Origin of the sequence: Mycobacterium sp. 5-140-3-2, from assembly GCF_035666375.1 — a bacterium.
Taxonomy (GTDB): Bacteria; Actinomycetota; Actinomycetes; order Mycobacteriales; family Mycobacteriaceae; genus Mycobacterium; species Mycobacterium intracellulare.
The window spans coordinates 5,133,934-5,155,291 of the sequence record NZ_CP142025.1; the positions used below are offsets into that span (position 1 = coordinate 5,133,934).

19 protein-coding genes and 2 pseudogenes are annotated in these 21,358 nt (G+C 70.3%); 8 read left to right on the top strand and 13 right to left on the bottom strand.

What is annotated here, in order from left to right; translation table 11 throughout:
• Positions 1 to 68 precede the first annotated feature (68 nt).
• The gene (locus P6281_RS24100; RefSeq protein ID WP_036429635.1) at positions 69 to 1,604 is read left to right on the top strand and encodes a glycosyltransferase family 39 protein; all 1,536 of its coding nucleotides are present in this window, start codon (positions 69 to 71) and stop codon (positions 1,602 to 1,604) included.
• A 3-nt stretch (positions 1,605 to 1,607) separates the two neighbouring features.
• Here P6281_RS24100 and P6281_RS24105 read toward each other — a convergent pair whose 3' ends face one another.
• Both P6281_RS24105 and P6281_RS24110 read right to left on the bottom strand, forming a co-directional pair.
• Positions 1,608 to 2,435, bottom strand: coding sequence for a glycoside hydrolase family 16 protein (locus tag P6281_RS24105; protein ID WP_009956078.1), 828 nt, complete (start codon positions 2,433 to 2,435; stop codon positions 1,608 to 1,610).
• A gap of 116 nt (positions 2,436 to 2,551) precedes the next feature.
• Complete coding sequence (locus P6281_RS24110) at positions 2,552 to 3,571, bottom strand: NADP-dependent oxidoreductase (protein ID WP_008261621.1); 1,020 nt, start codon at positions 3,569 to 3,571, stop codon at positions 2,552 to 2,554.
• Positions 3,572 to 3,628: 57 nt separating this feature from the next.
• On the opposite strand from P6281_RS24110, the gene P6281_RS24115 reads away from it, so the two are divergent.
• Entirely contained in the window at positions 3,629 to 4,288 is a 660-nt protein-coding gene (locus tag P6281_RS24115) for a DUF3060 domain-containing protein (RefSeq protein WP_008261624.1), read from the top strand.
• 14 nt (positions 4,289 to 4,302) lie between these two features.
• Here the strand turns inward: P6281_RS24115 and P6281_RS24120 are convergent.
• From P6281_RS24120 to P6281_RS24135, 4 genes and pseudogenes are all read right to left on the bottom strand, one after another.
• Positions 4,303 to 4,690: pseudogene (locus P6281_RS24120) on the bottom strand (hypothetical protein).
• A gap of 66 nt (positions 4,691 to 4,756) precedes the next feature.
• Positions 4,757 to 6,148 (bottom strand): DUF7159 family protein, encoded by a 1,392-nt coding sequence (locus tag P6281_RS24125; RefSeq protein WP_008261628.1) that lies wholly within the window; start codon positions 6,146 to 6,148, stop codon positions 4,757 to 4,759.
• Positions 6,149 to 6,280: 132 nt separating this feature from the next.
• Entirely contained in the window at positions 6,281 to 8,269 is a 1,989-nt protein-coding gene (locus P6281_RS24130) for an Hsp70 family protein (RefSeq protein ID WP_324738543.1), read from the bottom strand.
• A 154-nt stretch (positions 8,270 to 8,423) separates the two neighbouring features.
• Positions 8,424 to 9,653 (bottom strand): hypothetical protein, encoded by a 1,230-nt coding sequence (locus P6281_RS24135; RefSeq protein ID WP_009955659.1) that lies wholly within the window; start codon positions 9,651 to 9,653, stop codon positions 8,424 to 8,426.
• A 38-nt stretch (positions 9,654 to 9,691) separates the two neighbouring features.
• Here P6281_RS24135 and P6281_RS24140 point away from each other — a divergent pair, with 38 nt between their 5' ends.
• Positions 9,692 to 10,324, top strand: a complete 633-nt coding sequence (locus tag P6281_RS24140; RefSeq protein ID WP_014381353.1) for a TetR/AcrR family transcriptional regulator — start codon at positions 9,692 to 9,694, stop codon at positions 10,322 to 10,324.
• A 58-nt stretch (positions 10,325 to 10,382) separates the two neighbouring features.
• On the top strand, positions 10,383 to 10,859 hold the full coding sequence (locus P6281_RS24145) for a nuclear transport factor 2 family protein (protein ID WP_014383424.1): 477 nt from the start codon (positions 10,383 to 10,385) through the stop codon (positions 10,857 to 10,859).
• 4 nt (positions 10,860 to 10,863) lie between these two features.
• On the opposite strand, the gene P6281_RS24150 is transcribed toward P6281_RS24145, so the two are convergent.
• Together P6281_RS24150 and P6281_RS24155 are read right to left on the bottom strand one after the other, a co-directional pair.
• Positions 10,864 to 11,523, bottom strand: coding sequence for a L,D-transpeptidase family protein (locus tag P6281_RS24150; RefSeq protein ID WP_009955662.1), 660 nt, complete (start codon positions 11,521 to 11,523; stop codon positions 10,864 to 10,866).
• A gap of 55 nt (positions 11,524 to 11,578) precedes the next feature.
• On the bottom strand, positions 11,579 to 12,265 hold the full coding sequence (locus tag P6281_RS24155) for a phosphatase PAP2 family protein (protein ID WP_201359332.1): 687 nt from the start codon (positions 12,263 to 12,265) through the stop codon (positions 11,579 to 11,581).
• Between the two features lie 80 nt (positions 12,266 to 12,345).
• On the opposite strand from P6281_RS24155, the gene P6281_RS24160 reads away from it, so the two are divergent.
• Positions 12,346 to 12,828 carry a hypothetical protein gene (locus P6281_RS24160; RefSeq protein WP_009955665.1) on the top strand — a complete coding sequence of 161 codons (483 nt, stop codon included), beginning with the start codon at positions 12,346 to 12,348 and terminating at the stop codon, positions 12,826 to 12,828.
• On the opposite strand, the gene P6281_RS24165 is transcribed toward P6281_RS24160, so the two are convergent.
• Entirely contained in the window at positions 12,812 to 13,096 is a 285-nt protein-coding gene (locus tag P6281_RS24165) for a hypothetical protein (RefSeq protein ID WP_014381356.1), read from the bottom strand. The two genes, P6281_RS24160 and P6281_RS24165, sit on opposite strands and share 17 nt — an antisense overlap.
• Positions 13,097 to 13,143: 47 nt before the next feature.
• Between P6281_RS24165 and bluB the strand changes: the two genes are divergently transcribed.
• Both bluB and P6281_RS24175 read left to right on the top strand, forming a co-directional pair.
• A complete protein-coding gene (gene bluB, locus P6281_RS24170) occupies positions 13,144 to 13,812 on the top strand; it encodes a 5,6-dimethylbenzimidazole synthase (RefSeq protein WP_014381357.1) in 669 nt (222 codons plus the stop codon).
• A 69-nt stretch (positions 13,813 to 13,881) separates the two neighbouring features.
• The gene (locus P6281_RS24175; RefSeq protein WP_014381358.1) at positions 13,882 to 15,279 is read left to right on the top strand and encodes a sulfatase family protein; all 1,398 of its coding nucleotides are present in this window, start codon (positions 13,882 to 13,884) and stop codon (positions 15,277 to 15,279) included.
• A 28-nt stretch (positions 15,280 to 15,307) separates the two neighbouring features.
• On the opposite strand, the gene P6281_RS24180 is transcribed toward P6281_RS24175, so the two are convergent.
• Entirely contained in the window at positions 15,308 to 16,087 is a 780-nt protein-coding gene (locus P6281_RS24180; protein ID WP_009955670.1) for a trans-aconitate 2-methyltransferase, read from the bottom strand.
• A 176-nt stretch (positions 16,088 to 16,263) separates the two neighbouring features.
• On the opposite strand from P6281_RS24180, the pseudogene P6281_RS24185 reads away from it, so the two are divergent.
• A pseudogene (locus tag P6281_RS24185) lies at positions 16,264 to 17,450 on the top strand (alpha/beta hydrolase family protein).
• Here P6281_RS24185 and eccE read toward each other — a convergent pair.
• From eccE to eccD, 3 genes are read right to left on the bottom strand one after another with little or no spacing between them, the layout of a single operon-like run.
• Positions 17,440 to 18,471, bottom strand: coding sequence for a type VII secretion protein EccE (gene eccE, locus P6281_RS24190; RefSeq protein WP_041785830.1), 1,032 nt, complete (start codon positions 18,469 to 18,471; stop codon positions 17,440 to 17,442). The pseudogene P6281_RS24185 and the gene eccE overlap by 11 nt on opposite strands.
• 2 nt (positions 18,472 to 18,473) lie before the next feature.
• The gene (gene mycP / locus P6281_RS24195; protein WP_202376761.1) at positions 18,474 to 19,883 is read right to left on the bottom strand and encodes a type VII secretion-associated serine protease mycosin; all 1,410 of its coding nucleotides are present in this window, start codon (positions 19,881 to 19,883) and stop codon (positions 18,474 to 18,476) included.
• Positions 19,880 to 21,304 (bottom strand): type VII secretion integral membrane protein EccD, encoded by a 1,425-nt coding sequence (eccD, locus tag P6281_RS24200; RefSeq protein ID WP_095763903.1) that lies wholly within the window; start codon positions 21,302 to 21,304, stop codon positions 19,880 to 19,882. The genes mycP and eccD overlap by 4 nt, the downstream gene beginning before the upstream one ends.
• Positions 21,305 to 21,358 lie beyond the last annotated feature (54 nt).

Genomic DNA, 21,358 nt, shown 5'->3' on the forward strand with positions numbered 1-21,358 from the left:
TCGATCATACGTTCGAATCAGGGGCCCGGTCGGCCGATCCTCCCGGGCCGTTCTGGCACCATAGCGATGTGTTCAGCCCCGGCGTGCTCGGCAGCCGCCGGCCTGCCGTGGCGGCCGCGCTGGACCCGTTGCTCGTCGCGGCGCTGGCCGTCGCGGTGAGCATGGCCGGGGCCGCCCGGCCCTCCTTCTGGTACGACGAGGCCGCGACCATCTCGGCCTCCTACAGCCGTTCGCTGGCCCAGATGTGGCACATGCTGGGCAATGTCGATGCCGTCCACGGCCTGTACTACCTGCTCATGCACGGGTGGTTTCAGGTCTTTCCGGCCACCGAGTTCTGGTCGCGCGCGCCGAGTGGCCTGGCGGCGGGGGGCGCGGCCGCCGGCGTGGTGGTGCTGGGCAAGCAGTTCTCGTCGCGGACAGTCGCGATCGCCTCCGGCACGTTCTGCGCGATCCTGCCCCGCACCACGTGGGCGGGCATCGAGGCGCGGCCCTATGCCCTGTCGATGATGGCCGCGGTGTGGCTGACGGTCCTGCTCGTCCACGCCGCGCGCCGCGACACCCGGCGGTTGTGGCTGGGTTACGGTGTCGCGCTGGCCCTCTCGATCGTGCTCGACGCGTATATCGCGCTGCTGCTGGGGGCGTACGTCGTCTTCGTCGTCGTCTTCCACCGCGGCCGAACCGTGTTGGCGCGCTTCGCCACTGCCTCGGCCGTGGCGGTGGGTGCGGTGTTGCCGTTCCTGTTGACGGTGGCCGGCCAGGCGCACCAGATCAGCTGGGTCGCCCCGATCGGTCACCGCACCATCGAAGACGTGGTGATGCAACAGTATTTCGAGCGAAGCCCCCCGTTCGCCATCCTGGCGGCGCTGCTGATGTGTGCGGCGATTGTGTTGTGGCTCAGCGGGTCCGCGCGGCTGGCGCCATCGGAGCGGCAGCTGTTGGTGCTCGCGGCGGGGTGGCTGGCCATTCCCACCGCCGCGATCCTGACCTATTCGGTGCTGGTGCACTCGATCTACACGCCGCGCTACCTGTCGTTCACCGCGCCCGCGATGGCGCTGATCCTGGGGGTCTGCGGCGGCGCGGTGGCCGCCAGGCCCTGGGTCACCGCGGCGCTGGTCGGCCTGTTCGCCGTGGCGGCGGCGCCGAATTATGTTCGGGCGCAGCGCAACCCGTACGCCAAATACGGGATGGACTACAGCCAGGTGGCCGACCTGATCACCGCGCGGGCCGCGCCGGGCGATTGTCTGCTGGTGAACGACACGGTGACGTTCATGCCGGCCCCCATGCGCCCGTTGCTGGCGGCTCGCCCGGATGCCTATCGCAAGCTGGTCGACCTGACGCTGTGGCAGCGCGCGACCGACCGCAACGACGTCTTCGACACCAACCTCATCCCCGAGGTCGTCGCCAAGCCGTTGAGCCACTGCGGCGTGGTCTGGATCATCACCCAGGCCGACCCGTCACAGCCGGCGCACGAGCGGGGCGCCGCGCTGCCGCCGGGCCCCCGCTACGGGCCGACCCCGGCGTTCGCGGTGCCGCACGACCTGGGCTTCCGGCTGGTCGAGCGGTGGCAGTTCAACCTGGTTCAGGTGCTCAAAGCCACGAAATGACCGCTACCAGATGCGCAGGTAGTCCACCAGCATGGACGCCGGGAAGACACCCGCGGCGGGGTCACCGGCGCCCACCCCGCCTACGGCGAGCGTGAACATCGGGGTCATCCAGTAGCCGGGGTTGTTGAACGGCCACCGGAAGTCGTCGGGCGCGCCGCCGGCGACGTGGATGGGCTTGTTGGGCACCTTGTAGTACTGCGCCCCGTCCCGGAAGAACTCGAATCCCTCTTCGCCCCAGTGCATTCGCCACGTGTGCCAGTTGCCGTCGACCAGACCGGGAATCGACCTGCCCTCCCAGGTCTTCCCGTTGGACGCCGCGTGGACCGTGGTGCCGGGGGCCCAGTCGCCGTTGCCGTACCACTCGAAGATGTCGACCTCGCCGTCGGGCAGCGGGTCCTCGTTGACACCCCAGAAGGACGGCCACAGGCCGGGGAACAAGCAGTCCAGCTTGATCCGCGCCTCCCAGGTCTGGTTGATCATGCTGCGGAAGTTGCCGCGCAGCTTGCCGCTGTAGTAGGTGTTGCTCATCAGATCGTGGGTTGCGCACAGGACGAGGTTGGAATTGCCGTCCTGGAACACGTTTTGGCGATCGTCGCGGTAGATCCCCTCCACGGGCGGGAACACGTCGTCCTGCCAGGTCTGAATCGTCCACTTGCCGGGATCGGGAGGCGAGCCGGCCGGCCCGTCGAACTCGTCGGCGAAGATGTAGGGCCCGCCGCCGGCGGCCGGCGGCGCCTGCGGCGCCGGCGGGGTGGCCCAGGCACCCGGCAAGCGCATCGCAGCCCCCAGCATGCCGAGCCCCGAGATCAACATCATGCTGCGACGATCCATCTACAAACCACCCATCGTTGAAAGCCGGCACGTCAAGCCCGGCGCGCTCTCCCCAGGCAACTCTCGCAAACGGTGTTATAACACCACGCGGTGGGGGTGCGGCGCATCCCGCGGCCTCAGCGCGCGCCGGGTTCGCTGATTTTGACCAGCGTCTTGCCGACGTTGACGCCGGTGAACAGGCCGTTGAGGGCGTCGACACACGACTCGATGCCCTCAAAGATGGTCTGCCGGTGGTGAAGTCGGCCCTCGGCCTCCCAGCCGCGCAGCGCGGCGAACGCCTCGTCGAAGCGGCCCCACTGGTCCAGCGCGTTGAAGCCCTGCATCAGCGCGGTCTTGGACAACAGGTTCACGTAGTTCGCCGGCCCCGGGTGGTCGCCGGTCAGGTAGCTGGAGATGACGCCGCACAGCACCACCCGCGCGCGGGGGGCCAGCCGGCCCAGCACGGCGTTGAGGATGGGCCCGCCCACGTTGTCGAAGTAGACGTCCACCCGTTGCGGGCAATGCTTTTTGAGCGCCGCGACGATGTCGTCGTTCTTGTAGTCGATGCACGCGTCGAACCCGAAGTCCTCCACCACCGCCCGGCATTTCTGCGGGCCGCCCGCGATGCCCACCACCCGGGCGCCGGCGATCTTGGCGATTTGCCCGGCCACCGATCCGGTGGCCCCCGCGGCCGCCGACACCACCACCGTCTCCCCGGGCTGCGGTCGGCCGATGTCGGTCATCCCGAAATAGGCGGTGGCGCCGGTCGGCCCGTACACCGACATGATCGCCAGCTGGTCGTCCTCGCCCGGGATCGGCGTGCTGAACAGGTCGTCGCGGATGATCACGTATTCCTGAAACCCGGTCAGCGTCGTGACGACGTCGCCGACGGCGAACGCGTCACACCGCGACGCGACCACCTCGCCGATGCCGGCCGCGCGGATGACCTCACCCAGCTGCACCGGCGGAAGGTAGCTGGGCTGGTCGTCGAGCCAGGTGCGGGCGGCCGCGTCGATGCCGACGTAGGTGGTGCGCAGCAGCGCCTCCCCCTCGGCGGGTTCGGGCGCGGGCGCGGTGACCATTTCCGTGTCGTCGGGCCGGACGAGCCCCGACGGGCGACGACGCAACAACACCTGGCGGTTCGGCAAATCGGGCACGATCCCCAAAACTACCGAACGGGCCGAAAACGCAGAAGCGAATGGCATATTCAATGCATGGCAGCAAACGATGACCCGGAAGAGCGGATCCGGGAACTCGAGCGCCCGCTCGCCGAGTCGGCGTGGGCCTCAGAGCAGGGCAGCTCCGCGTCCGCCGGCCAGGCCCATCCGCCGCCGACCCCGGGCGCCCCGCCACCGCCGCCGGCGTGGACCTACGGCGGCCCGGTCACCGGACCGCCGCCGCCGAGCCCCTCGGGCAACCGCGTGTGGTGGATCCTTGGCACCGTCATCGTGATCGGTGTGATCGCACTCGCGGGAGGCATCGCCGCCTTTGCCGCACACCAGATTTCCGGCGTGAAGTCATTCATCACCTCGCCGCCGAGCGTCTCGACGAGTCCCGCCCCGTCGGCCTCGCGGCGAGCAGCGCCGTCGACCTCACCCGCCCCGCCGCGCGGCGCCCGGCTCAGCGTCGCGGGCATCAACGAGAGCCGGACCATCGCGTGCAACGACAACATCGTCAGCGTCAGCGGCGTGTCCAACACGGTGACGATCACCGGGCATTGCGCCAGCCTCTCGGTCTCCGGGGTGCAAAACGCGGTCACCATCGAGGCCGCCGACGCCATCACCGCGTCGGGCTTCAACAACAAGGTGACCTACCACTCGGGCACGCCGAAGATCAGCAACTCCGGCGACTCGAACGTCGTCACCCAGGGCTGAGCCGAAAACGACTGCTACGCAGTCTCTTCGGAGTCGTCGTCGAGGACGCTGACCGCGATGCCATAGGGCAGGAACCGCACCTTGCGTTTCGGGTCGAGGTTGTCCTTGTTCGCGCGCAGGGCGTCGAGCTCGGTCGCGTAGACCTGTTCGACGCGCGCGCCGCCGCCGTCGTCCACGGTGTAGATGGCCCACACGCCCTCGCCGGCCTCGCCGGCGGTCTCGGGCGCGGGGGCGGGGTCGCCGCGACATGTCCTCGAAGATCGTCGACCAGCCCGACCTGCCACCGGGAGCGGCGACGAACCTGCTGACGCGCTCGAACACGTCGCGCAGCCCTTCGCTGCCTTCGCGGATCATGCGATCGAATTCGTCCGGGTCGAATCCGAACCCACCGTGCTCGCCCATCCGACCTCCTCGCCAGCGCGTGCCGTCATTGCCAGTGTGCGCTCAACTCCGCGCGTGTGCCACGTGCTAGGGGGCCGGGGGCGGCGCCGGCGGGGTGATCGGGATCGGCACGGTGACGAACGGGAAGTGCAGGTACATGGTCACCGGCGCGGGCCTGGGCGGCGGCGGCGCGGCCGGTGGCGGCGGCGGCGGTGCGACCGGCGGGGGCGCGGGGGCAGGCGCGGCCGGCGGGGGGGCCGCCTGCTCTACCGGTTGGGGCACGTACTGCGGCGTTTGGCGGGTCGGGGCGCGACGGACGGGCGCCGGGGGCGCCGACGTGGCCGTGGTCTGCGGCGCGGGTTGCTGCGCGATCGGGGCGGGCGCGGGCGCGGGGGCGGCCACCTCGGCGGTGGGCGCGGGCGCCGGCGGGGACGTGCTCGGAGCGGGCGGCTGCGCTTGGGGCGGGGTGCTGGGCGGCGCGGCCGGCAGCTGGATGCCGGGGGTGGCAACGCTGACGCCGGCGTTGTGCCCCTCACCCGTCGGCTGATCCGCCGTCAGCGTCACCAGCACGACCCCGGCGATCACGGCGGCGATGCCGGCCAGGGCGCTGCCGGCGAGCAGCATGGCGCGGCTCCGGCGCGGAGGCCGCTGGTCTTCGTCTTCCTCGGCGTCGTCGGCCAGGGCGCTGTACGCGCGGAAACCGGTGCCCGTGCCGGCGTCGCCCCACAGGTCGAGGTGGCTCGGACCGACGGCCAAAGGGCCGAATTCCCCGGTGCCCGGGTCCAGGGCGTAGGCCAGGGCCGCGGTCGACGACGCGAACAGCGGCGCGTTCGCCGAGGCCAGCGCGGCCCCGCGGGCCAGCGCCATGTCCGGCTCCTCGGGTCCGGTCACCCGCAGCGAGGTGGCCGCCTCGATCGCGGGTTTCAGCGCAACGATGTCGGCGCCGCAGCCGACGATGAACACGCCGTCCGCCGCGGACCCGCCCGCGTCCAGACCGGCGACCATCGTCGCCAGCTCGGCGGGCGCCGCGGTGCCGGTGATCCGGCGCCGGTGCAGGTCGACGATGGAACCGTCGCCGACCTCGACCACGGCCAGCGTCGCGCTGGCGGTCTCCACGAACAGCATCGCGATGCGCTCGTAGGCCAGCGCGTCGCCGACCGTCTGCGCCAGCGCGGCCGCAGCCAGCAAGGGCGCGACCATCATCACGTCGCCGAGATCGCTGGCGTTGATGGCCGCCCGCAGCGCGGCGACGTCGGCGGGGTTCGTCCAGGTGACCCCGGTGGAGCTCAACCGGTGGCCGCCCTCGACCACTCCTTCGCGGGTGCCGCCGATCGCGTCGATCACCCGATCGACCGCATTGCCGGCGGCGCCCACCTCGAACTCTTCTTGTTCGACGGTCACACCGTCGGCGTCTTGGCCTTCGATCGCTACCAGGCGGACCGTCCCGGGAGCTATCGACACCCCAAGCACGATGTCCACGTAACGCCTCCAAGGTCTTTCGAACGCCCCCCGAGCGAGGGCATGACGGGGAGACCCCATCCGAACTTGGTGACACAAACGTTACCCGCGCGCGCATGGCCGCGCAGATGGACCGCCTAAGCAGGACCGACGCTAATAACCCGGGCCCCAGTAGGGATTCTGCGAACTTCCCGGATACTGCGGATACTCATTCCCCGGATACGGCTGGTACTGCGGATACTCGTTCGACGGGTACTGCGGCGAGTACTGCGGGTACTGGGGGGTCGCCGGGGCCTGCTTCTGCGGAACCTGGATCGGTATCGGCACCGGCAGCAGCGGGACGTGGATCCACTCCGTCGTCATGGGCACCGTGGTCGTGGTGCTGGTGGTGACGGGCTCCTCACTCGTGGGCGGAGGCGGCGACGTCGTCGTGGCCGTCGGTGACGGCGGGGCCGTGGTGGTGACCGTCGGCTGCGGCGGCGCGGTCGTCGTCGGTGGCGCCGTGTGCCGCGGGGTGTAGACCGGCGCCGGCGGTGCCGTGGTCACCACGACCGGAGGCGGTGGCGGTGGCGGCGACGGCGGGGGTTCGGGCGGCGGCGGCGCAGGACTTGGGACGGGTTGCGCGCTCGGCGGCGGGGGTGGGGGCACGGCGGTGGGCGGCGGCGGTGCGGCCGGAGCCGGCGCCGCGGGCTTGACGGATGGCGCGGGCGGCGGCGCGACCGACGGCGCCGGCGGGGCCTGACGGTTCTCGATCCCGGTCAGCGTGTAGGCCACGCCGCCGACCGCGGTCATGGCGACCACCGCGGACATCCCGATGATCAGCTGGGAGATCCGGAGGCGCCGCCAGGGTCGCCGTTCCCGGGGTGGGTCGATGACGTTGAGCCGCATCGACCAGCCGGCCGGACCGTCTTCGTCGTAGGTTTCGCCGCCGAATCGCATCCGCAGGTCGCCGGGGTCGTCGGTCTGCGACCACGCCAGTTCGCGATCCGTGAGCGCCTCGTCGTCGATCACCAGCACGTCGCCGGCGCCCAGGTCCACGACGTCGCCGGCGGCGTCGGCCGTCGCGAGCAGCCCGATCGACGTGCGGGTTCGCAGATCCAGCTCGCCCCCGCGGGAGGCCAGGATCAGCGCCCCGCAGGCCGCCGCGAAGGCCGGCTGCGACGGCGTCAGGATCGGCGTGCGCCCGTGCATCGAAAGTCGTTCGGTCACAAGCGGAATGCGTGCCCCGCCACCGACCGTGACCACCGCCGCGAGGTCCGACCAGCTCTTGCGGTAGCGCACCAGCATGTCGTCGAAGGCATAGATGAAGCCGGTCAGCCGATCCTGGATCAGCTCTTCGAGGTCGTCCTGCGTCACCGTCAGGCTGCAACTGCGCCCGCCCAGCTCGGCGACGATGTCGGTGGCCATGTCGACCGAAAGGCGTTCCTTGGCCGCGCGGCACTGTTCCCTGAGTTCGCCGAGCTGCCCGACACCGGCGGTGCTGCCGGGGTCCAGGCCGCTGCCGTGGCCCAGCTCCTCGAAGGCGCGCAGCTGCAATTCCTGGTCGATCTCGTCGCCGGACAACGCGGTGTAGCGCATGGTGGCGCTGACGAGTTCGAAGTCACCGGCGATGTTCACCAGGGTGGCCGACGTGCCGCTGCCGCCGAAGTCGAGCAGCCCGACGATGCCCTCGTCGGGCAGGCCGAGCTCGGATTTCACCGCGGTCAGCGACGCGATCGCGTCCGAGACCAGGCGGGGCGCCATTCCGCTTCGGACGAACCCCACGTGCGTCCGCAGGGCGTCGCGCAGCGCTTGCACCGTGCTCGGTTTCCAGTGCGCGGGAACGGCGATGGAGATCTCCGAAGCCGCCGCATCGGCGCCGGCGGCGAGCACCATCGCGTCCAGGGCCTCCACCGTCAGCAGCTCCGGATCATGCGCGGAACCGTCGGGCGACACCAGCGCGACCGAGTCCCCGATGCGCTCGACGAAGTTTCTCATCGGCACGCCGGGTTCGGCTAGCGGCGGATTCTCTTCGGGCACACCAATTTTCGGTGCACAGTGCGGATAAAGGGTGAGCACGCAGCGGCGGTTAACCGGTGGGCTTCCATTACGCGCAGCGACCAGGTTCGTGGTCCCGATCGACAACCCAAGTGGGTCGTACATAGAGCGAAAACCTTCGTCTATAGGGGTCGGTGGCCAGCGTTAACCATAGCCTCGGACACGCCCAAAGCCGATGCTTCGCAATGTCATTGGTATCCGCTCGATGCGCTTGCGTCACCGAAGCGGTACCGAAAACCCCTTGACAAGTAGCTTTTCGTTACAACACCGTCAGCGGCAGCGAACGCCTGGGCTCGAACTGGAAGGTCGATCCGCCGCTGACCCGGACCACCGAAACCTCTGGCAGTTCCTCGGTGGGCGAGTCGGTTTCAACCAGTTCGGCGGTCCAGTCGGTGGCGGTTCCGCTAACTCGAACCTCGATGCGCGGATCCACCGCGGTGGCGATCGCCTGCAGCGGCTGCACGGATTCCGGGGAGCACAACGAGATCCAGGCACGGTCGTCGTGCGCCGGCGACGGGCGGACGTGCAGCCGGTTCGACTCCGTCTCGGCGACAACGTAGCCCGCGGGGTTCAGCAGCGGGTGCAGCTCGAGCACCCGCAGGACGCCTTCGGCCCCGCCCGGAAGCTTCAGCGCGCGGTGAATGCGTTCGGCGGCCACGCCCGCGATGCCGATCAGGCCGCGGGTGCACACGCCGAGGGATTCGTCGTCGCCGGCGGCACGCGCGGCCACCGCGATCGCGAACGACAGGTACAGCAGGTGCATCTGCAGGCACACCTCGTCGGCCATCCGGACCAGCGCCGAATGCGAGAAGGCGGCGAAGTCGAAGTCGGACAGCAACGGGCCCGAGTAGTCCGCCTGCCCCTCGTCCGAGCGATCGATGGGGTCGAGTTCCCATGTCGCGGCGCGGGTTTGGCTGACGACCTCCAGGGCCGGGATGGCCTGCGCCTCGGGGTAGGACTCGTCGATGATGACGGTCCATGCGCAGTGCGGATGGCGGTCCGCCGGCGTTCGCGGCGGGCGGTGGATGGGGCGCACCTGCGCGCGCGGGTTGGTCGCGATCGCGGTGGCGTCAAAGGTCGGGTCCTCGATGGTGTGGCACATCCCGAAGACGTACTGTTCGCCCATCGGCTCCACGTCGAGCAGGGCGCCGCAGTGGTCCAGCTGGAATTCGCCGTGCCAACGGTCGTGGACGGTGTAGCGGAAATCCATGAATTGCGGTGGCGCACCGATATCGAGCTGCAGGCCCTTGAAAATCGTGGGCACGTCGTCGCCCTCGTAGTTCAGCGCTTTCTGCATGCGCCGGGTGTAGATCGGGCTGGCGCCCGCCCATTCCTCGATGGCGATCTGGACCATCTCGTCGCGGCCGAACGAGGAGATGCACCAGGCCATCCCGGACCGGTCGATCAGCTGTCCGATCAGCAGCAGTTCGGGAACCAGGACGACGAGTTCGTCACGGGACAGTTGCGCGTATCGCGAGGGGCTGCTCACGCCCCAAAAATAGACTCGGCTATGTTATAAAGTCAACAATGTCCATCGTTGCCGGCCAGCCGCCCGGTCGCCCCGTCGGGCCCACTCGGCGTACCACCGCGCCCCGCAAGCGCGGCGATGACACCCGGGCGAAGATCATCGATGAGACGGTCCGCTGCATCGTGGAGGAGGGGTTTTCCGCCGCCACCGCCAAGCACGTGGCCGAACGCGCCGGCGTGACCTGGGGGGTCATCCAGTACCACTTCGGGGACCGCAACGGCCTGCTGATGGCCGTCGTGGACGACGGCGTGGCCCGCCTGGTGGACAGCCTGTCGTCGGCCGACGTCAGCGAGCTGCCGCTGCGGGACCGCATCGAGGTCGTCGTCGACACCGCGTGGGGCTGCTACAGCAGCCCGACGTCGATGGCCGCCTTCGAAATCCTGCGCGAGACCCGCGGCGGCCCGGACCCGTCGTCGCGGCGTCACCTGCTCGACATGAACGCCGCGATCGGCCAGCTGGGGCGGTTGATCACCACCGAACCCGCGCATGCCGGTGTGGCCGAGGTCATTTGGGCCACGCTGCGCGGTGTGGTGCTGGCGCAGATGGTCACGGGCACGGCCATCGATTGGAGCCTGGAACGGCGTGCCCTGATCGACATGGTCACCTCCTACCTCGCCCACCACGACACGTGACCCGCCGGCTCTTCGATGCGAACGCGGACGGCGCACCAGCGTGTGCTGCAATGACCTGATGACCCTCGACGATCTCGCCGATATCGAAGCGATCAAGCAAGTCAAATACCGGTATCTGCGCGCGCTGGACACCAAGCATTGGGATGACTTCGCCGACACCCTGGCCGAGGACATCAAGGCCGATTACGGGCCGTCGATCGGCAACGAGCTGCACTTCACCAACCGCGCCGAGTTGGTGGAGTACATGCGAACGTCGCTGCCCGCGAACGTCATCACCGAGCACCGGGTGACCCATCCGGACATCACCGTCACCGGCGACACCGCAACGGGCAGTTGGTATCTGCAGGACCGGGTCATGGTGTCCGACCTGAACTTCATGTTGATCGGGGCGGCCTTCTACCGCGACACCTACCGCCGCACCGAGGCCGGGTGGAAGATCAGCGGCACCGGTTACGACCGAACCTATGACGCCACAATGTCTTTGGAGGGCATGAACTTCACGCTCAAACCCGGTCGCGCCATCGCCACCGACTGAGGCGCTACTTCGTGATGGCGATGACGGCGCCGGGCCGCAGCCACTTCATGATCGACACCAGCTGAGCGTCGTCGACGGCCACGCACCCCTCGGTGGGCTTGCCGTCGGTGGTGTGGAAGAAGAACGCGGCGCCCCCGCCCGGGGTCTTGTTCTTGTTGACGCCCATCACGACCGCGTGCTTGTACTGCGGAATCTGCAGGTTCTCGCTCTCGGCCGTGTTGAACGGGCACTGGGCCTTCTGGCACACCTGCATCGAGTTGAAGGTGGCGCTGTGGTCGTCGCCGCTCCACCAGTAGTTTCCCCCGGTGATCTGGGTGTAGGGCAGCCCGGTGCCGGGATTCGGCGCGGTGCCGAAGGCGGAGTCCAGGGTGTAGACGCCCATCGGAGTGGCCGGGACGCCGCTCTTGGCCTGCGGCGCCATCCCCGCCGAACCGACGTGGGTGGGAATGCCGGAACGCAGCGACTGCCAGCCGGTGCCGGTGCGCTGGAAGACCTCCATAGTCGCGTTCGAGCCGCCGGTGCTCACCACCGAAACCACCTGTGTCGCATTGCCGACCGCGTTCGCGAACCAGGGAGCGCCGGCAGCCGCGCCGATCGGCGCGAGCACCACCGAGGCGAAAATCACGCACGCCGCAGCGCACAGTGACGTGAGCAGTCGGTGCATGCACTCCATCGTCAGACCCGCGCATCCTCGCGGTCAAGTAAAGCTTTAGCCCCGGTTAGGTCACCGCGCCGTGACCAAATGCCCACCGCCGCAGGGCTTTAGCTCGGACGGTCGGGGCGGGGGGACGAAAAACCCAGAGGCACACCAGGAAATACAGGTATCCCAGCGACCAGCCGGCCAGTACGTCGGACGGGTAATGCACGTTCAGCGCCACCCGGGAGAGGCCGACCGCCGGCAGCGCCACCGCCACCGCGGCGACCGCGATGCGCTGCACCGCCACGTTCATCATCGGCAGCGCGAACGACAGCATCGCGAGCAGCCCGGCGGTCGCCTCGAGCGCATGACCGGACGGAAACGAGGTGGCGGCCGCCGGGACCAGCATGGTCGGCGGCCGCGGGCGGTCGGCCAGCGCCTTGGCCGCCGCCGTCGCGAACTCGTTGCACGGCGCGCACGCCAGCACCAGCACCAGCGCGGCCCGCAGTTGGCGCATCACCAGGGCGAGCACCGTCACGGAGATCCCCAGCACGGCCAGCGCGCCCGGTCCCAGCACGAACGACACCGATTCGGCGAACCGCAGCCACGACGGGTGCTTGATCGCCAGCGCCCGCGCCCCGTCCAGCAGGGACCAGTCCACGCGGTACAGCCACGCCCAGTGCTGGCGGTAGCCCACCCACATGAGCGCGTACACCGCCGCGGCCAGCGCGGCGATCCCGGCGGCCAACGGCGTCCTCGGGCGGGTCATCACCCACCGATACCAGCACGGCCGCGGCGGCGGCCGTGCGCCCGCCCCACGGAGTCGCGCCGCGCGGTCATACTGGCGGTATGGCCGTCTTTGTCCGCAGGTTGTTCGGCATCGGCAAGCTGCCCGACGAGCTGCACGCCCAGGTCGAATCGGAAGGCCTTATCTACCTTGCCGATTACGTCGCGGTGACCCGGCGTTTCAGCGGCACCATCCCCGGGGTGCGGTTGCCGCACGGCGTCGCCAGCTACACGGGGTCGCTGGCCTTCACCTCGGAGCGGGTGCTGGCAACGCTGTCGATGCTGCCCCGGCTGGCCGGCCCGACCGTCAGCGTGCGCTGGGACGCGCCGCAGACCGGCGCCGCGAACGTGGAGATCTCGTCGACGGGCCTGCAGGTCGACGTCGATGTCTCCGCGGTCGACCAAAAGTTCAGCGGCGAGTTGTCGCTGCACTACAAGGTCGCCATCCCGGCCGAGGTGCTCGACACCCTGCCGCGGCGGTCGCTGGCGTTCGACATGCCGCCGGAATACGTCTTCCGCGCGGTTGGCGTTACCTATAGTCCCTGATCGTGATCCGCGGCCACGGCGGCTGCCGCAGCACCGCCAGGCTGCCGATCACCCCGGCCAGCAGGCCGGTGACCACCCCGATCAGGGCGATGCGATTCGCGTCCACGGCCGGCGTCCAGGTGGCCCGGCCGTCGCGGATGGCGAAGACCCCCAGCGGTTTGGCGACCACGATGACGGTGGTGCCGTCGGGGGTCTGGTAGGGCTCGCCATAGCCGCGGCCGGCGGCGGGATCGGCGGCCAGTTGCTCGAGGACATCGGAAGGCTTCACGGGACACTCCCTTCGGGACACGTCCACGCTAATGCGGATTTCCTACGATGGCTGACGTGACCGATCAGGCATTCAGCCCGCAGGAGCGGCGCGCCGTCTATCGCGTCATCTCCGAACGCCGTGACATGCGCCGGTTCGTTCCCGGCGCGGTGGTGGACGAGGAGCTGCTGGCACGCCTGCTGCAGGCCGCGCACGCCGCGCCCAGCGTCGGGCTGATGCAGCCGTGGCGCTTCATCCGGATCACCGACGATGCGCTGCGGCGCCGCATCCACGCACTCGTCGACGAGGAACGCCCGCGCACGGCCGCCGCGCTGGGCGAGCGGGGCGACGAATTCCTGGCGCTCAAGGTGGAGGGCATCCTCGATTGCGCCGAACTGTTGGTGGTGGCGCTGGGCGACGACCGCGACAAGCACGTGTTCGGGCGGCGCACCCTGCCGCAGATGGACCTGGCGTCGGTGTCGTGCGCCATCCAGAACCTGTGGCTGGCAGCGCGATCCGAAGGGCTCGGCATGGGCTGGGTGTCGCTCTTCGATCCGCAACGGTTGGCCTCGCTGCTCGACATGCCGGACGGGGCGGAGCCGGTGGCCATCCTGTGCCTGGGGCCGGTGCCCGAATTCCCCGATCGCCCGGCCCTCGAACTGGACGGCTGGGCCGTGGCGCGGCCGCTGTCGGAGTTCGTCTGCGAGAACCGGTGGGGGCGCCTCCCGTCCGCCTGACGAGCCGACGCGGCGGGGATCGCCGCAGCACGTTGCGGTATCGTCGCCGGTCGCGGGGCAAGGTGAGAGGTGACGCAATTGACGCCGGGCAAGGACAACGTGCTGATCGTGCACTGGCACGACCTGGGCCGCTACCTCGGCGTCTACGGGCACCCGGACGTGTCGAGCCCGCGAATGGACCGCCTTGCGGCCGAGGGCATCCTGTTCACCCGGGCGCACGCCACCGCGCCGCTGTGCTCGCCGTCGCGCGGGTCGCTGTTCACCGGACGCTATCCGCAATCCAACGGCCTCATCGGCCTGGCGCACCACGGCTGGGAATACCGCAGCGGAATCCGCACACTCCCCCAAATCCTGTCCGAATCGGGTTGGTATTCAGCGCTTTTCGGCATGCAGCACGAGACGTCCTACCCTAAGCGGCTGGGTTTCGACGAGTTCGACGTATCGAACTCCTACTGCGACTACGTCGCCGACAAGGCCGACGAATGGTTGCGGCAAAGCGCCGATGGCCTGGTGGGACAACCCTTTTTGTTGACCGCCGGGTTTTTCGAGACGCACCGCCCCTACCCCGAGGACCGATACACCCCGGCCGAGGGCGCCGACGTCGAGCTGCCCGACTACCTGCCCGACACCCCCGAGGTGCGTGGCGACCTGGCCGCCTTCTACGGGGCCATCAGCGCGGCAGACGCCGCCGTCGGACGGTTGCTGGACACGCTGGCGGACACGGGATTAGACGCCACCACCTGGGTGGTGTTCTTCACCGACCACGGCCCGGCGTTCCCCCGCGCGAAATCCACGCTGTACGACGCGGGAACCGGCATCGGCATGATCATCCGGCCACCCACTGACCGGGGTGTGACGCCCCGCGTCTACGACGAGCTGTTCAGCGCCGTCGACCTGGTGCCAACGCTGTTGGGGCTGTTGGGAATCGACGCCCCCGCCGACGTCGACGGTGTGTCGCACGCGGGTGTCCTGCTGGAGCCGGACCCGCCCGCCGCGCCGGTGCGCGACGAGGTGTACACGATGAAGACCTATCACGACTCGTTCGATCCGATTCGCGCGATCCGCACCAAGGACTACAGCTACATCGAGAACTACGCGTCGCGGCCGCTGCTGGATCTGCCCTGGGACATCGAGGAAAGCCCGTCGGGGGTGGCCGTGGCCCCGCTCGTCACGGCGCCGCGGCCCGAGCGGGAGCTCTACGATCTGCGCGCCGATCCCACCGAAACCACCAACCTGCTGGCCGACGACGGCGCGGACGTCGAGGACGTCGCGGCCGATCTCGCTGTCCTGCTGCATGATTGGCGCCAGCGCACCGGCGACGTCATCCCCTCGGAGTTCGCCGGCACCCGCATCGCCGCGCGGTACACCGAGACGTACCTGCAGATCCATCACGGCGCCAAGCCGACCCCGCGGTCGGCCATCGCCGCCGACCGGGGCATCGAAGAAGGCAAGCCCGCGCAGCGATAGTCGCGGCTGGTCCGATGGTGGCGACCCGCTACGCGCGGCCCGCGCCGCCCACCACGGCGACGACGAAGACCCGCCGGAACGGGAAGATCGTCGAGCCGTCTGAGCGCGCCGGATAGGCGTCGGACAGCAGCGGAATCAACTCCTCGCGGAACTGCTGCCAGGTGTCGTCGTCGAGCCGCTCGCGCACCGGGACCAGCGCCGTGCCGGTGATCCACTCCAGCACCGGATGCTCGCCGGTCAGCTGATGCAGATACGTGGTCTCCCAGACATCGACCCGGCATCCCGCGTCCAGCAGCAGGTTGGCATAGTGCGCGGGCGGCTGCACCACCGCACCGACGCGAAACGGTATGTCGCGCAACAACTTCGCATACGGCTCACGGCGGGCCAGCGCCCGCACCGCCGCGTAGGACGGGGACTCGAAGTTGCCCGGCATCTGCACCCCGATCCACGATCCGGGCGCCAGCTCGCCCGCCCACCGCAGCAACAGGTCGGCATGCTCGGGCACCCAGTGCAGGGCCGCGTTGCTGACCACCACGTCGGTGTCGGGCTGGGGCTTCCAGTCGCGCAGGTCGCCGGTGACGGCGTCGATGCCGCGCTCCTTGGCGGCGGCCACCATCTCCGGGGAGCTGTCCATCGCCTCGATCACCGCGTCCGGCCAGCGCCGGCCCAGGTATGTCGTCAGGTGTCCGGGCCCGCAACCGAGATCGACGACGCGGCGCGCCCGCTCGGCGCCCACCCGCGACAGCAGATCGTAGAAGGGCCGGCCGCGGTGATCGGCAAAGGCCAGGTAGACGTCCGGGTCCCACATGTCGGTCCTCCTGATCAACGCGCCGTCGCTAGCCGGCTGATAGCAAACCGTATTACCCCTATGGTGCACCGGCATCACCGCCGTGGTCCCCGGATAAGACCGTAGCGACCGAAACCGGTCGAACATCCTGGAAGCGCGAGCCCGTCCGGCTACCATCGGCGTTCGTGGCGCCCGACATGGATCCGATCGACCCGCCGGTCCCCGTTCCAGACGTTCCCGGCGCCGATGTGCCGGCCGGCGCCGGCGGATTACCCCCCACTCGGCGTTGTCGCCCCGTCAGCGAATGGTAGTCGAGGCATCGGCCCTCGGTGATCTGGCCCTGCGCACCTGGGTGGCCTCGCTGCTCACCACCACGGTGACACCGTTCGTGGTCGCGGGCGCCCTGCGGCAATCCGATGCCTCGACCGAGCGGAGCAACCTCGACTTCTACGCCGAGCTGGGGGCGGCGGGAGATCCCGCGCGGTCCTTTCCGGCGCCCACCGAGTTGCCGCGGGTGACCTCGCGTCGCGCCAGCCCGCTGGCGGAGTGGGTCGCGCGCGGCACGGTCGACAACATCGCGTTCCCCAGCAGCTTCACCGCGATCAACCCCGCGATGCGCGCGCGCTGGAGCGCGTGGGGATCCAACAACATGGTGCGCGCGCAGCACTGGCGCCACGACGACGGGCCGCGGCCCACGCTGTGCGTCATCCACGGCTTCATGGGGTCGTGGTATCTGGCCAACGGGCGGTTCTTCTCGCTGCCCTGGTACTACCGGGCGGGCTACGACGTGTTGATGTACACGCTGCCCTTTCACGGCAAGCGGGCCGAAAAGTTCTCGCCCTTCAGCGGTTTCGGCTATTTCGCCGGCGGTCTCAGCGGTTTCGCCGAGGCGATGGCCCAGGCCGTGCACGACTTTCGTTCCATCATCGACTACCTGCGCCACACCGGTGTCGACCGGATCGCGCTCACCGGCATCTCGCTGGGTGGCTACACCTCGGCGCTGGTGGCCTCCGCCGACGATCGGCTCGAGGCCGCCATCCCCAACTGCCCGGTCGTCACTCCCGCGACGCTGTTCGACGAATGGTTCCCGGCCAACAAGCTGGTGCGGATGGGCCTGCGCCTCTCCGATATCAGCCACGAGGCGTTGAGCGCCGGCATGGCGTACCACTGCCCGCTCAGTTACCCGCCGCTGGTCGGCCGGGACCGCCGGATGATCATCACCGGCCTCGGCGACCGGATGGCGCCGCCGGACCACGCCGTCAAGCTATGGCGGCACTGGGATCACTGTGCGCTGCACTGGTTTCCGGGCAGCCACGTGTTGCACGTGAGCCAGTTGGACTACCTGCGCCGGATGACCGCGTTCCTGCAGGAGGTCATGTTCTAGCGGCCTCGAGGGTGTCGGTGGTCTCGGTGGTTGCCGAGTTGGTTTCCGGGCCGCCGGCCGACGACGCCCGATGGGCCCCGCCGACCAGGGTGGGCCAGTGCAGCTGGGCGAGCAGGCCCGCGGGCGCGGTCGTGTGTCCGTCCAGCCGCGCCGTCGACAACAGGTCCAGCGCCGTCAGTGCGGGCAGGTGGTTCCCGCGCTGCGGGGTCAGCCCGTCCAGCGGCGCCGTGCGCTCCGGCGGGGTGTCGGTCTGGAACGCGCACGCCACCGCGACGGTGGGGTGGGCCTTGTCGCCGGCGATCTCCAACGCGGTGCAGGTCTCGCGGGCCGCATGTGACCGGATGGCGTCCAACGTCTCCGGCAAGGCCTCATCCACCCGGATCTGGTATGCCGCAATGTAATCCGATGCGCCGCGCTGCACGCCGCGCCACCGCTCGCGGGGGTTGGACGTCAACAGCCGGGGAACGTCGTCGGGTGCGACGGCGGTCGCTTCCCATCCGATCTCGCGGAGGTGGTCGGCCAGGCGCCGCGCCGCGACCTGGGCGGTCTCCTGCAGCGGGATCCGCGGCGAGCGGGCCCGCAGCGCGGCCAGGTTCTCCGGCGCCGACACGGTGAGCCCGATCCAGGTCTCGCGCCGCGACGCGTCGGAGGCGTTGTCCCGGCTGGTGATCCGGATCTTGTCCGCCCGGATGCCGTAGCGGTCCAGGTAGCCGGCGATCAGCGGCAGCGGCAGCACATCGGAGTCGTCCTCCGGTGCGCCCACCCGGACCAGGGCGGTGGTCGCCGTGGCGGGGGGCTGCGGGGTGAACGCGTTGGCGCGCCCGATGATCGCCAGGCGGCGGCGCACCAAGGTGGTGAAATACAGGCCACCCCACCAGCCGAACAGCACGATCACGACGGCCGCCGCGATGCCGAGCAGCCAGTAGTCTCGTGGCGATCGCCACGGGTAGGCCATAACCGCGGGCACAATGGCCAAGAGCGCCAACGTGATTCGCCCGCTCCCGGGGGTAGGTATCGACATCTTCACGGGGTGGGGTCCTTTCGACGGCGTGCGGCGATGGTGGTGACCGCGCCGGCCACGGCGACCAGCACGGCCAGCACGGCGGTGCCGACCACCGCGACGGTCCGCGGTGTGGTGTTCTCGGGCGCCGGGGCCGGAGGCAGAGCGACCTGCTTGGCCGCCGCCCCGCTCGGCTGGTCGCCGGCGGGCAACTGCCAGGTCAGCGCGGCCACCGGGTCCACGCTGCCGGCGCCGACCACGTTGGACGGGTCGCGGGCGCCGTTGTGCGCGGTCGCGGTGATGCGATGCGTCACCGCGGTGGCGGACAGATCGGGATACTTGCTGCGCACCAGCGCCGCGACGCCGGCGACGTAACCGGCCGCGTAGCTGGTGCCCGTGAGGGCGACCAGTTGCTGATGGTCGTCGGGCAGGCCGTTCGCCAGGCCCGCGCCGTCACCGTTGCCCACCGACACGATGCGCTCGCCCGGCGCCGCGACACCCACCCACGGGCCCGCCACGGTGAATTTCGACGGCTGGCCCTCCGGGGTCAGCGACGCCACCGAAAGCACGTAGGGCTGCCACAACGACGGGATGGACACGGAGGTGACGCCGGCCCAGTTGCGCGGATCGTTCGGACGGCTCAGGTCGGTGAGCGGGTTGGATTCGCACAACGTCCCACCGGCGAACGATCCGGTCGGTCCGCTGTTGCCCGCGGCGGCCACGATCACCGCGTCCTTGTCCACCGCCGCGTAGCGCACGGCGGCGCCGAGGGCGGCCTGGTCGACGGGGCGGTCGACGGGCAGGCAGGTGGCCGAGCCGACGTCGATGACCCGGGCGCCGAGGTCGGCCGCGTGCACGATGGCCCGGGCGAGGGTCGTGACCTCGGTCGACACCCGCGCCATCAGCGGGTCGCCGCCCGGCGTGCGGGGGGAGAACCTGGCCGACGACGTCCTGATCGACACCACCCGCGCCGCGGGGGCCACGCCCGAGAACCCGTCGTCCGGCGACGGCTGGCCGGCGATGATCCCGGCGACCAGCGTGCCGTGTCCGTCGCAGTCGGTCAGGCCGTCGGTGGCCTCGACGAAGTCGCCGCCCGGCTCGACATTGGGCAGTCGCGGGCCCGGCCGCACCCCGGTGTCGAGGACGGCGACCAGCTGACCGTCGCCACGCGAGAACTGCCATGCCGCAGGCAGATTCAGCGCCGACTGGCTGGGCGTGGGGGCGCCCGGATCGCTGCCCGGGATGACCCCGGACGTCACGCACGGTCCGCGCTGCTCCATCGGCTGCACCGGCCCCGGCGCCCCGCTCGGTGGGGGGACGCCGGGATCGACGGTCGGCGGGCTGATCGCGAAAGCCGGCGGACTCGTCCACGTCGCGGTGGCCGGCAACAGGGCCAACACCGCCGCGAAGCAGGCTGATGCCGATCGAATCATCGATTGAGCACCAGGCTGAACAACCCGACCACGAACGCCATGACGGGGATCAGCGAGGCATCGAGTCCCGCCGCGGCGAAGCCCACCAGCCGGCGCACCGGAAGCGAATAGCTCTCCGGCTCAGCGATTCCCGGGTTCAACGCCAGCACGATCCACACCGCCACGAGCGCCAGGAGCACCACGGCCGCACCGAGGGCGGCGCCGTAGCGTCCCGTCGCCGTGTAGATCACCAGCAGCACGCCGGCGGCCAGGAAGGGCTGGGCGAGCAGCCACGCCTTGCAGGCGGCCGAATCCCACACCCGGGCGCGCAGCACCGATGCCGCGGCGGTCGCCCCGACCACGTACCAACCCGCGCCGCTCAGCGTCTCCGGGCGCAGCGCGATCGCGACCGAGCCCAGGACGCTGAGCAACACCGCGGCGGCGATGAATCCGCTCTGGTGGGCGTCGCTGATCCGGACCCGGCGGGGCAGGTCCTCGAGCACCTGCAGCGAGGGCGCCGACGGCGTGGGATCCCCGGGCGCCGGGATGACCGGCAGCGGGAAACGGGCCCACAGCGCGGACATTTGCGCCGCCTCGATGGTGACCAGCAGCGCGGCCACGATCAGCCCGCAGCCGATGGCGACCAGCTTGACGTGCCACAGCAATTCGGCTCCGGCGGCCAGCAGCACCGCCGCGCCCAGCACCGCCGTCGCGGTGAAGAATCCGGCGATACGTTCCCGTTCGGCGCTGGGCACCATCAAGGCGATCAGCGACCACGCGGTGACCCCGGCCGCGGCCAGCATCACCTGCGCCGGGCCGAACCTGCCCGGCACCGCCAGCACCAGCGCGGCGGCGATGGGCACCAGCGCGGCGATCGACAGCGCCGTGCCGGTGCGCGCCGAGCGCGCCGTGACGAGCAGGCCGACGATCGCGGTCAGCGCCGCCACCGCGCTGACCGCAACCAGCCCGGACAGCGCGCCGGTGGCGACGCGGTAGGTGACCGACAGGCCGGTCGCCAGGAAGGCCACGGCGATCGCCGCGGCCAGCGCGCCACGCTGGATATGCGTTGTGCCCCAAGGCTTGAGCCGAGAGGTGGAGAAAATCATCGCGGCGTCGGCGATGTCCTCGACGATTCCGGGTGCGGCCGGGCCGGCCGGCACCGGCTGCAGCGCGAGCAGGTCACCGTCGACGACGCCGACCGTGTCCAGGCTCGCATCCAGACTGAACGGCGCGCCACCGATGGGCGCCAGGCTCAGTTGGGTCGCGCCACCGACCTCGGCGGCGCCGCGCGAGCCGGAGGCATCCTCCGCGTCGCCGTTCGCGGTGGCCGGGACCACCAAACGCTGGACCGCGGGCAGGATTTCGCGCAGCGGCAGCTCGGCGGGCAGGGCCATTTCCGTCAACCTGCTGTCCGCGAGAATTGCCACGCGGACGATCGGCATGACGGTTCCGGACGTCACCGGACCCTCGAAGAATGTTGCGGCCGTTCCTGGAAC